Below are 12074 nucleotides of genomic sequence, written 5' to 3'. Positions count from 1 at the left end.
TATTATAAAGTTACCAATACTATTGAAATAATTGCTAACCCAATACCAAACCAATTTTTGTTTGTGATTGATTCTTTGAAAATAATAAAACCTAATAAAGTTGAAACCATTACGACTGCCACATTATTTACAGTAAAAATTGTCGAGCTTTCAAGATTTTCATGGTTAAGTGCTTTTAGTAAATAGTAAATTGAAAAGTAGTTGGCAATTCCTAAGCAGCATCCAGCTATTATAGTTTTAAGGTTAAATTTGATTGGATTTTTAAATGATTTATAAACTAGAATACTTGCACCTATAATAAGTGCAAAAGCAAATATAGTAGCAGAAAAAATTGGGATTCCGTTTTCCGAGATATAAGTAGTTTCAATATATTTTATAGATGTATCAATTATTCCTGAACCAAAAAATAGTAGAATTGGAAGCCATAATCCTTTTGTGACATTATTCATCGTTTTTGGTTTGACTGAAGTTAGATATACAGCCACTAATGCTAAAAGTATTCCTATAATTTTTTGAGTACCGACACTTTCATTATAAACATAAATTCCAAATATAATTGGAATAATCACACTCATTTTTGATGCAACAGAAGCTACTGAAAGTCCGTTGCGTTGAGCAGTTAAAGCCATAACATTAAAAATAGAAATAAAAAGAAATGCTAGTGCAAGTGCGCCATAAATCCAGCTAGACTCTAGTATTTCTGTGACATTAACAGGTTCATCTGAACTGATGATGCCAAATGAACAAGCTGCAAAATAATTAACTACAATGGCCTGCAATGTATTGATATTGTATTTATCAAGAAGTTTAAAAATTATAAATATTAGCGTAGATGCAGTTATGCTTAAGAGTAGGTATATCAAAATAAGTCTTTTTTAACAGTAAACATATTAATGATATCTTCCTTAGTTTCATCAATATTCCAAACATGTAGGCCTAGTTGAGCAGCTGTGTCAGTATTGTCTTTGGTATCATCAATGAATAAACACTGTTCCGCTTTCAATTTATTTTCTGTTAATACAAATTCATAAATATCTGTGTTTGGTTTTCTTAAATGAATCTCATGAGATAAATAGAATTGATCAAAACATGATTTGAAATCATCATAGAAAGAAACACGCTCTCTAATCCAATCGATATGCAATGCATTTGTGTTGCTTAATAATATGAGTTTGTAATGGTGTTCTTTTTTAAGATTTTGTAGGAATGTCAACCTTTCTTTTGGGAAATCTTTTAATATGAAATTCCAAGCATTAATGATATTGTTTTTTGACAGCTTCGGAAAGTTTTCTGTGTAAAATTCGATAAACTCTTCAGACGAAATTAAACCTTGCTCATATAATGTATTTATTGAAATGAGGTCTCTAGGTAATTCATCCAATTCAAATAAATCCAATGCATTTTTCATTGCACCTTCTTTGTCTAGATTGATGAAAACATCACCAAAATCGAATATTAGAGTCTTAATTGTTATCATAAACGTTTAAAGTGTCATCTATTATTAATTCTTCTGATATCATTTTTCCAGAAAACTGTGGTGCTTTTATCCCCTTTTTAAAAGTTGATGTTCCTTTAAATATGCGAGCTTCGTCCCAAAGATTTTCATCTATAAAAGTTTGTAGGGTTTGCGCTCCACCTTCAATAATTATTGAATTGATTTCCTTAAGGTATAAGAATGTGCAGATTTCTTTTGCTAATGGTTTGTTGAAATTGACTTCATTTTCAGAAATAGTAATTGTTTCATTTTTAGAATCGAATACCTTGTGGCCTTGAGTTAAAGTTTTCTTTCTGTCAATAACTACTCTTACAGGATGCACTCCAGTCCAATCTCTAACGTTTAAACTTGGATTATCATCTCTAACGGTATTTGTACCAACCAAAATAGCCTGCTCTTCAGCTCGCCATTTATGAACCAATTGTCTTGAATATGCGTTGGTAATCCAAATAGGTTCGGCTTTTTCTTTAGTAATAGGCGCTATAAAACCATCTTGTGTTTCTGCCCATTTTAAAATAATGTATGGTCGTTTTTTATTGTGAAATGTAAAAAAGCGTTTATGATGTGATTTACATTCGCTCTCTAAAACACCTACTTTTACATTGCAACCAGAAGCTCTAAGTTTTGCAATTCCTTTACCGTTGACTTCAGGATTGTCGTCAATACAACCAATAACAACATTCGGAATTTGATAGGTTATTATTAAATCTGAACAAGGCGGCGTTTTTCCATGATGAGAACAAGGTTCTAGTGTAACGTAAAGTGTGGCTTCTTTAAGGAGATTTTTGTTAGAAACAGAGTTTATCGCATTAACTTCTGCATGATTACCTCCATAACTGCTAGTAAACCCTTCGCCAATTATTTGATTATTATAAACAACAATACTACCTACCATCGGATTTGGAGCTGTGCTGCCTAATCCGTTTTTTGCGATAGTAATGCAACGCCTTATGTAGGTTTCGTCTATTGTCAATTATAATTTAATTTTTACATCTTCAGTTTTATCAACAGCATATGTGTATGAAAACCCGAATACTTTATATTCTATATCACCTTTATATTGCACTTGTAATTTTTTACTTAAAATACTTCCCAATAAACCACTTAAACTTTTATTGCTGAATAAACTGTCTGTAGGAATATTAGCTCGAAGTGGAATGGAAAATTCTTTTTTTGCAGGCACATTAAAAGATTCTGTAGATACTGAAGCCATTTCATTACCATTTACAAAAACTTTAATTTCATCAGTTTTCAATTCTCCACCAACATCATTAGGGTTTTTAAAAAAAGCATCTGCAGTTAGCGTGATAGATTTACTAGTTGATTCGAGAACTTTAATATTTTCAACACGTAAAAACTCTGGTTTTTCTTTCACAGAACATGATACAAATGTCATGATAAGTGTTGATAAGATTATGAGTTTCTTCATATGAGTATTTTTAGATTTATATTATCTTCACAACGCAAAAATAGACTATTAAAGTGAGCAAAGATACTATTGTTATACGAGAAATTCGTCCTGAAGATAATCCGCAAATTGAAGCAGTTATAAAAGCGTGTTTTCCAGAATTTAAAATCCCTTTAAAAGGCACAGCTTATGAAGATGCCGAAACACCTTTTATGTTTGAGTCTTATCAAGGAGAAAGGGAGATTTATTATGTTTTAGCAAATGATAAAGAAGTTTTTGGAGGAGGAGGAATTAAGCAATTGCAGAATTTTAATGGCAACGTTTGTGAGCTTCAGAAAATGTATTTTTCACCTAAAATTAGAGGTAAAGGTTTTGGTAAAAAAATGTTCGAAAAATGTTTAGAAGCAGCAAGAGATTTCGAATTTGAAACCTGTTATCTTGAATCGGCTTCACAATTGAAAGCAGCTATTCATATTTATGAAGACTTTGGGTTTGAGCATTTAAGTGAGCCTTTAGGGAATACTGGACATTATTCTTGTGGTGTATGGATGACAAAAACATTATGAAATTAAAATCAATTCTTAATAAATTTCATTCTGTATTAGATGATGAATATGGCAAGGAGGAAGTCAATTCATTCTTTGATTTATTGCTAGATTATTATTTGGGAATAAAACGTATTCAATTGGTTTTAGACTCTAATTATATGGTTACTTCAGCACAAGAGCAATTATTTTTAAATGCATTAAACAAATTAAAAACTCATAAACCGATACAGTACATTATTGGAGAAACTGAATTTTACGGTTTATCTTTTAAAGTCAATGAGCATACTTTAATTCCTAGACCAGAAACAGAAGAGCTGGTAGATTGGATTATTAAAAGCCATTCTAAAATAAATAGAAACCCACAATTAGAAATTCTTGATATTGGAACAGGTACTGGATGTATCGCTATTTCTTTGGCAAAAAAAATACCTAAAGCAAAAGTTTGTGCTCTAGATGTGTCTGAAGACGCTTTAAAAATAGCTCGTGTAAATGCTGATTTAAATGAAGTAGTTTTAAAATGTATTCATGGCAATATCCTAAATCCTTCTGAAATTGGGTTTAATTATGAGTCTAAAAACTTTGATATTATTGTTTCAAATCCACCATATGTTCGTGATTTAGAAAAAGCTGAGATACAACCTAATGTATTAGAATACGAACCACATTTGGCATTATTCGTTACTGATGAAAATCCGTTACAATTCTATAAAATCATTTGTGGATTTGCGCAATTAAATTTGAAAAATGAAGGCGTGTTGTATTTTGAAATTAATGAATATTTAGCTGAAGAAATGATTCAACTTTTAAAAGATTATGGTTTTAAAAACGTAGAATTAAAAAAAGACCTATTTGGAAAAGACCGAATGATCAAAGGCGTGAAGTAACTATTTTATTAGTTGATTCAAGGTCTTAATTTTTAAATCCTCCAAATTTTTGGCTTTAGTTTTATATTCTATGTTGATTTCTTGATTTGGTAATAAATCAAAATAATTGTCGCTAAAGTGACCTTTGGTTTTTGTGTTAAGAAAGACGTTTTTTTGAAGTGTTAAGCTTTTTAATCTAATATTAAACCCTTCTTTAGTTTTAGTAATTGTTTGTTTAATTGGCAATAGTTTTAGTTTTAAATCTTTCGGTTTCACGAAATAGTCATAAGATATAGCGTCACTAAATTTTGATACTAGAACAACTTCATTTGGATTCAGGTTTAGTGTCTTTGTATTTAATTCATAAGCCATTTTGTTGTCTAAACTTAAACGAATCATTTTTGAATCTCTCCAAATAATTTTACCATCAAAGTCCATAAGTTCTAACTGTAAATTTGAGGTAATACTTTCAGGCTTATCATTAATTAGATGGATTTTTAACGTGTCATTTTGAAGTGTTTTAGAAATTAATAAATTCTCAAAACTCTTTTTTGCGTGATAGTGCAAAGCTTTCCAATTTCCAAAATAATCAATGCTAGACCACGAAACAGCTGGCCAGCAATCGTTAAGTTGCCAAAATAAAGTTCCCATGTTATACGGTTTTGCTCTACGATGTGCTTCTATGCCTTTAGTGATTCCGTGTGCTTGAAGTAGCTGACTTACATATACATAATCTTCAGGATTAATAGGAACAGGAAAGTCACGTTTCATATAGTCGTCTATAATTTGAAAGCCTCGACTGTGTTTTTGATGGTTTTTAAATCCTTCCGAAGCAATATCAATAGTGTCATTCTGATTAATATATCTTATGGTTTCATAACTTGGAAACGATTGAAATCCAAATTCACTCATAAACCTAGGAACATTATTTTCTAAATGCTCAAACTGATAACCATCATGCCAAATCCACCAATCATGTGCGTCGCCTTCAGTTTTATATTTCGGATTTCCACGACCATACAGTGGTGAGCTTTCCCAATAATTGGTATTTGAATATTTACCCACGGTTTCAGGTAAAATACTATCAAATATTTTAAGGTAATTGTGCCATATTTCGTCTTTCTCTTTGTTACTTCGATTGCTTTGCCAGCCCCAACGATGCCAGCCTTCAGAGTTCTCATTGTTACCACACCAAAGCGCAATACTAGCATGATTTCGTATACGCTTTACATTCTGAATGGCTTCTTCTTGGACATTCTTCAAAAACTCGTCATCACCAGGATACATGGCACAGGCAAACATAAAATCTTGCCATACTAAAATTCCTTTTTCATCACATAAATCATAGAAAATATCATTTTCATAAATGCCTCCTCCCCAAACTCGAAGCATATTCATATTGGCATCAACAACGTTATTTAAAAGATTTTCATAATGTGAATCTGTAACTTTGTTTTGCATACTGTTTTGCGGAATATAATTCGCGCCTTTCATATAAACCGGAACATCATTAACTTTAAAATAAAAGGATGCTCCTATGCTGTCTTTTTCAGTGATAAGTTCGATAGTTCTGAGTCCGATTTTAGTTGAAATACTATCTAAAATGCGTTCATTATCTTTAACTACTAACTTAATGTTGTATAAATAGGGTTCACCTAAATTATGTGGCCACCAACGTTTTGGGTTTTCTATCGTTAAGGTTAAAGGTTTTGAATGTCTTTCATTAATTGGTGAGTTATTTAGTTGTGTTCGAGATAAAATTCCATTTAAGTATATATCATAATCTAAATTCTGTTCGATGTTATTTTTGCTTTTTAGATTTATTGCTAAATGAGCGAAGTCATTATTTATATCTAGTAACTGAGGATGTATTTCGTTAATTTTATAATCATTCCATGCATTTAATGTCACTGGTCGCCAAGCTCCTGAAGTATTAAGTTTCGGTCCCCAATCCCAACCATATTGAAACTGTGCTTTTCGAGTAAATATGCGATTGCCTTCGGGTAATTGGTAGCTTAGTTTCGCTTTTTCTTTTTCTTCGGAAATAGTAGTGCGCTGAAATACAATTTGTAATTCATTTTTAGGTTTTAAAATAGATTTTACATCTACTACAAATTCCTTGAAGGCATTATCTGTTTTTAGAATTAAACTGTCATTTAAAAACACGGAAGCATACGTGTCTAATCCTTTAAAATTGAGTTCAATGTGTTTTTTGTTTAGTGTCGCTTTATCTACTAAAAAATTAGTCTTGTATTCCCAATCGCTTTCAGAAATCCATTGCAATTTATTTTCGTTATTGCCAATGAATGGATCTTCAATTAGCTTATTATTTAGCAAATCAGTATAAACATTACCAGGAACCGTAGCTGAATTCCAAATAGAATCTTTAGTAGATTTAAATTCCCAATCACTATTTAATTCAAAAGTTACAGGCGTATCATGATTTGAGTCACAACCAAATAAAGTAATTATAAAAATGATAAAGACACTATACTTCATCTGAAATCACTTTTATAATGGACTTAATCTCATCAATACAAGATACAGTTTGTGGTGTATTTCCAAAATAGGTAGAAGATTCAGTTGAAACTACTTTTGAAGCCGAAGCATGGAGTTCTTTAAATTCTGCATCTTTAAATGTTTTAGCATTTTCTGAATTGATGCCACTACCAGCGACTATGGTAATTCGATTTTGGGCTTGGATATTTAATTCTTTTAGTTTTTCTATGCCATCAATAGCTTTAGATTGTTGACCAGACGTTAAAACCCTGTCAACTCCAAGATCTACAAGTTGTTCTAAAGCATCTTGAGTATTTGGAACGATATCAAAAGCACGGTGAAATGTAAATGCTAAAGGTTTTGATAGGTCAACTAGTTCTTGAGTTCGTTTTATATCAATCGTATTGTCTTTGTTTAAAACTCCTGAAACAACACCATGACAACCTAAATCTTTACAAACTTTAATATCATTTTTAATGATTTCAAATTCCTCATCAGTATAATAAAAGTTTCCGCTACGAGGTCTAATCAAAACAAATGTTTCAATATATAGCTCTGAAATGACTTTTTGTAACAATCCAAAGCTTGGTGTGATTCCTCCAATCGATAATTCACTACAAAGTTCAATGCGATGTGCACCAGCTAATTGAGCATTTTTGGCAGATTGGAATGAGTTGGTACAGATTTCTAGTAGCATATCAGTTGATTATAATTTCATCTATAAACGTCCAGGCTTTATTGCCAGCACCTTGTTTCCCTTCAGGAATGGTTCCATAATTTGGTATCCTTAACGTAATTGTATTAATTTTTATAGTTTCATTATTAAGCTTTTGAACTCTATAATTGAATTCTATTATGTTGTTTTTATTTAGTAATTTAATCTTATCCGTGAGCTTAAGACCATTCATAAGTGTTAACTCTAATTCGATTTCATTTGGAGCGTAAATCCATTGACCACTTGCATTGTAGAATCGAGTTCTAATTGAATTTATTTCAATTTCTTTTTCTAAATCAATTGTAATTTCAATGTCTTTTCCCCAAAAGCCTAACCATTCTTTGTCTCCATAACGTGTGTCACTTCCCGAAATCCCATTAACTAATCCTTGTGCACCACTACCAGAGTAAACAGGGCTTGGTTTTTCATTTATCGAAATTGTTTTACCAACAGCTTTATGAAAGTTTATTGTTTCTGAAAATATACGTCCTAGTTGTTTGTCAGAATTAAAAACAGCTGCTTTAATAGTTAAACTCTCGTTTATTGGAATTGCTTGTTTGTATACTTGTGAATCTAAAGTTGGTTCGGAACCATCTAGCGTATACTTTATTATTTTATCTGATATCGTGGTAGATAATTCATAATAATCGGATTTGTTTTCTGAAACTAATTCGCCTTCGACTTCATATAAGTGATTTGCATAGTTTATATCTAAGGCATCTAAGCGTTTATTGATATGTTCCACTCGTTTTGTGAAATCTGAATAGTTTTTATTTTTAGACCAAACCACTTCACTCATGGCAAGTATTCTAGGGAATGCCATGTACTCAACTTGATGTTCTGTCGGCATATACTCAGTCCAAATATTTCCTTGAGCACCTAATATATAGTTTGCTTCATCTTCATTAAGTTCTTCAGGAATAGGATTAAAATTGTATACTTTTTCTAAAGGCAAAAAGCCTCCAATAGCAACGGGTTCATTAGGGTTTGTAGATTGGTAATAATCAAAGTAACAATGCGAGGTTGGTGTCATAATAACATTGTGCTTTTGCTTTGCTGCCTCAATAGCACCTTTGGTACCACGCCAAGACATGACTGTAGCGTTTGGAGCAAGTCCACCTTCTAGAATTTCATCCCAACCAATAATTTGTTTGCCCTTAGAGTTCAAATATTTTTCGATTCTAGTAATAAAGTAATTTTGAAGTTCATGTTCATCTTTTAAGCCTTCAGTTTTAATTTTTTTCTGACATTGATTACAGTTTTTCCAATTGGTTTTTGGTGCTTCATCACCACCAATATGAATGTATTTCCCAGGAAATAACTCAACAACTTCGTCAAGCACATCTTCAAGAAATTCAAAAGTTTCGTCTTTTGAACAGTAAATTTGATCAAAAACACCCCATTTTTTTGCAACATCTACTTGTAATCCTGTACAGCCTAGATTCGGATAAGCACTGATGGCTGCTTGTGCATGTCCTGGTAATTCAATTTCTGGAATTATATTAATATGCCTTGATTGTGCGTAGACTACAACATCTTTAATTTCATCTTGAGTGTAAAAGCCACCATAGCGTTTGCCATCAAATTGATGCGGTTGGTCGCTGTAATGTCCGATTAAAGTTTCATCTCTAAAAGCACCTAATTCTTGAAGTTTGGGATATCTTTTTATTTCAATTCGCCAGCCTTGATCTTCAGTTAAATGCCAATGAAACGTATTCATTTTGAGCATCGCTAAAGCGTCTATATACTTTTTAATAAACTCAACCGAAAACATGTGGCGACCAACATCGAGATGCATACCACGATATTCAAACTGAGGAGCATCTTCAATAGTTACAGAAGGAATAGAAATAGGTTTGTCTAATTTCGCTTTATTTTCAAATTCAGTAGGAAGAAGCTGGCGTAGTGTTTGAACGGCATAAAAAGCACCTTGATCATTTTTTGCATAAATGGATATTTTATAGGGTTGAATATCTAATTTGTAACCTTCCGGATTTTTGATAGTTTCATCAAGAATGAATTCAATCTCATTATTACCTTTTAATTTAATGTCACTTCCTTCTTCAATGAAGTTTTGAAGAAATCTACCAGAAATTTTAAAAGTATCGTCATAGTATATTCCAACGCTATTGTTTAAAACGAAGTATCCTTTGTGTGTTTTTTGACTAGATGGAATCGGAATGATTTGTGGAATTTCAGCAGAATACTCTTCAGATTTACAGCTTGATAAAAAGCTAATAAAAAGTAAGGAAACCACAATAGTCTTGATGTTCATTTTAGTATATTAGATGCTTTAAATATAAAGTAAAAAGTTAACTTTTTCACGACGATTTTAATGAATACAGAAGCACAAATTCAGTCTCTGCGTAATGAATTGCGAGAGCATAATTATAATTACTACGTTCTAGATAATCCTACAATTGATGACTTTGAGTTTGATATGAAATTGAAGCAACTTCAAGAATTGGAGGCAGAGCATCCCGAGTTTTATGATTCAAATTCGCCAACATTACGTATTGGAGGTCAAATCACAAAGAATTTTAAGACTGTTGTTCATGAACACCGTATGTATTCATTAGATAATTCTTACTCTAAAGAAGATTTATTAGATTGGGAAAAACGTATTGAAAAAAATATTGATGGAGCAGTTGAATTTGTCTGTGAGTTAAAGTATGATGGCGCATCTATGAGTTTAACTTATGAGAATGGTAGTTTAGTTAGAGCTGTAACACGTGGTGATGGAACTCAAGGTGATGATGTTACAGCAAATGTAAAAACGATCAAGTCTGTTCCTCTACAACTTAAAGGTAGTTATCCAGCTAAGTTTGATATTCGGGGTGAGATTGTATTGCCATATGATGGGTTTCATAAAATGAATGAAGAACGGCTTGCAGCAGGAGAGGAGCTATACCGAAATCCAAGAAATACAGCTTCTGGTAGCTTAAAACTACAAAACAGCTCTGAGGTAGCAAAACGACCTTTAGAATGTTTGTTGTATAATATGAAAGGGAGAAATTTAGGATTTTCGACTCAATTTGAAAGTTTAGAGAAAGCAAGACAAATGGGTTTTAAAGTTCCAGATGCTTCAAAATTGGCTAGGTCTGTCGATGAAGTTTTAGAGTTTGTTGAATATTGGGATGTGCATCGTCATAAATTGCCTTATGAAACAGATGGAGTTGTGATTAAAGTCAATAGCTTACAGCAGCAAGAAGAATTAGGGTACACTGCAAAAGCGCCACGATGGGCAATGGCCTATAAGTTTAAAGCTGAACAAGTTTCTACGCGTTTGAATGAAATTACCTATCAAGTAGGAAGAACAGGAGCGATTACACCTGTTGCAAATTTAGAACCAGTTGAGTTAGCTGGTACCACTGTTAAAAGAGCTTCTTTACACAATGCTGATCAAATTAAAAAATTAGACATTAGAGAAGGTGATGAGGTATATGTTGAAAAAGGAGGCGAGATTATTCCTAAAATTATTGCAGTAGATTTAACCAAGCGACCTTCATATTCTGAGCCTACGCAGTATATTACTCATTGCCCAGAATGTCATACAAAACTGGTTAGGCAAGAAGGAGATGCAAAACATTATTGTCTGAATTATAACGGTTGTAACCCACAAATCATTGGTCGAATTCAACATTTTATTTCACGAAAAGCTATGGATATTGAGGGTTTAGGAGGCGAAACAGTTGCATTATTAGTTAATGAAAAATTGATATCTAATTATTCTGATTTGTATACATTAACAAAGGAACAGGTTTTGCCATTAGAACGTATGGCTGAGAAAAGTGCCGAAAATTTAATCAATGGCATAGAAGCTTCTAAACAGATTCCTTTTGAGCGCGTATTATTTGCACTAGGAATTCGCTATGTTGGTGAAACTGTTGCTAAAAAATTAGCAAAACATTATAAAAGTATTGATGCAATTATTAATGCGAATCAACAAGACTTAGTCTCTGTTGATGAAATTGGTGATCGCATAGCAGATAGTGTAATTGAATTTTTCTCATCTGAAGCAAATAGAACTTTTATTAATAAATTAAGGTCTTTTGGATTACAGTTAGCGTTGTCTGCAGAAAAATTAGCGAATCAGACAGATAAACTAAAAGGTTTGTCTATTGTAGTATCTGGAGTATTTGAAACAGTGTCTCGAACAGAATTAAAAAAAATAATTGAGGATAATGGTGGAAAGGTGTCTTCTTCAATATCCTCTAAAACAGCTTATTTGGTTGCTGGAGATAAAATGGGGCCAAGTAAACGTAGCAAAGCTGAGTCTTTAGAAATTCCAATACTAACTGAAATCGAGTTTTTAACTAAAATTAAGTAATTTCTTACATTTTATTGCTTTACATCGATTAAATAAGATTTTAATCGTTTATTTCTTTCTATTTTATATATTTGTTTTGTTATTAATTCAATAGATTATGCAAATAGGGAAATTTTTAGGAGCATTGATTCTTGCGCTTAGCTTATTTTTTCTTGGACTTCAATTTAAAGGACTAGAGATAGAAGCTGCTGGAGTGAGAGCTTTATCTGTTGCGTT

10 protein-coding genes are annotated in these 12074 nt (G+C 32.1%); 3 read left to right on the top strand and 7 right to left on the bottom strand.

Annotated features, from left to right (window positions below; genetic code table 11):
- Positions 1 to 2: 2 nt before the first annotated feature.
- Genes AB8B90_RS00620 through AB8B90_RS00605 form a run of 4 tightly spaced genes read right to left on the bottom strand, consistent with a single transcriptional unit; the run spans position 3 to position 2924 of the window.
- The gene (locus tag AB8B90_RS00620; protein WP_405332582.1) at positions 3 to 863 is read right to left on the bottom strand and encodes an EamA family transporter; all 861 of its coding nucleotides are present in this window, start codon (positions 861 to 863) and stop codon (positions 3 to 5) included.
- Positions 860 to 1477 (bottom strand): HAD family hydrolase, encoded by a 618-nt coding sequence (locus AB8B90_RS00615; RefSeq protein WP_405332580.1) that lies wholly within the window; start codon positions 1475 to 1477, stop codon positions 860 to 862. Before AB8B90_RS00615 ends, AB8B90_RS00620 begins: the two co-directional genes overlap by 4 nt.
- The gene (gene ribD, locus AB8B90_RS00610; protein ID WP_405332576.1) at positions 1464 to 2468 is read right to left on the bottom strand and encodes a bifunctional diaminohydroxyphosphoribosylaminopyrimidine deaminase/5-amino-6-(5-phosphoribosylamino)uracil reductase RibD; all 1005 of its coding nucleotides are present in this window, start codon (positions 2466 to 2468) and stop codon (positions 1464 to 1466) included. Before ribD ends, AB8B90_RS00615 begins: the two co-directional genes overlap by 14 nt.
- Positions 2469 to 2924: an LEA type 2 family protein gene (locus AB8B90_RS00605; protein ID WP_405332573.1), complete on the bottom strand. Its 456-nt coding sequence runs from the start codon at positions 2922 to 2924 to the stop codon at positions 2469 to 2471. It lies immediately after the preceding gene.
- 53 nt (positions 2925 to 2977) lie between these two features.
- Here AB8B90_RS00605 and AB8B90_RS00600 point away from each other — a divergent pair, with 53 nt between their 5' ends.
- Positions 2978 to 3469 carry a GNAT family N-acetyltransferase gene (locus tag AB8B90_RS00600; RefSeq protein WP_405332570.1) on the top strand — a complete coding sequence of 164 codons (492 nt, stop codon included), beginning with the start codon at positions 2978 to 2980 and terminating at the stop codon, positions 3467 to 3469.
- Positions 3466 to 4335 carry a peptide chain release factor N(5)-glutamine methyltransferase gene (gene prmC / locus AB8B90_RS00595; protein WP_405332567.1) on the top strand — a complete coding sequence of 290 codons (870 nt, stop codon included), beginning with the start codon at positions 3466 to 3468 and terminating at the stop codon, positions 4333 to 4335. Before AB8B90_RS00600 ends, prmC begins: the two co-directional genes overlap by 4 nt.
- Here prmC and AB8B90_RS00590 read toward each other — a convergent pair whose 3' ends face one another.
- The 3 genes from AB8B90_RS00590 to AB8B90_RS00580 are packed head-to-tail and all read right to left on the bottom strand — an operon-like array spanning position 4336 to position 9803.
- Positions 4336 to 6813 (bottom strand): glycosyl hydrolase 2 galactose-binding domain-containing protein, encoded by a 2478-nt coding sequence (locus AB8B90_RS00590; protein ID WP_405332564.1) that lies wholly within the window; start codon positions 6811 to 6813, stop codon positions 4336 to 4338.
- A complete protein-coding gene (locus AB8B90_RS00585; protein ID WP_405332562.1) occupies positions 6803 to 7510 on the bottom strand; it encodes a copper homeostasis protein CutC in 708 nt (235 codons plus the stop codon). Before AB8B90_RS00585 ends, AB8B90_RS00590 begins: the two co-directional genes overlap by 11 nt.
- A gap of 1 nt (position 7511) precedes the next feature.
- Positions 7512 to 9803, bottom strand: coding sequence for a beta-N-acetylhexosaminidase (locus AB8B90_RS00580; RefSeq protein ID WP_405332559.1), 2292 nt, complete (start codon positions 9801 to 9803; stop codon positions 7512 to 7514).
- A 60-nt stretch (positions 9804 to 9863) separates the two neighbouring features.
- On the opposite strand from AB8B90_RS00580, the gene ligA reads away from it, so the two are divergent.
- Positions 9864 to 11858 (top strand): NAD-dependent DNA ligase LigA, encoded by a 1995-nt coding sequence (gene ligA, locus AB8B90_RS00575; RefSeq protein ID WP_405332556.1) that lies wholly within the window; start codon positions 9864 to 9866, stop codon positions 11856 to 11858.
- Positions 11859 to 12074 lie beyond the last annotated feature (216 nt).

The sequence above is a fragment of the Psychroserpens sp. genome, assembly GCF_045105015.1.
GTDB lineage: Bacteria > Bacteroidota > Bacteroidia > Flavobacteriales > Flavobacteriaceae > Psychroserpens.
This window is presented reverse-complemented; position numbering and strand designations above follow the sequence as displayed.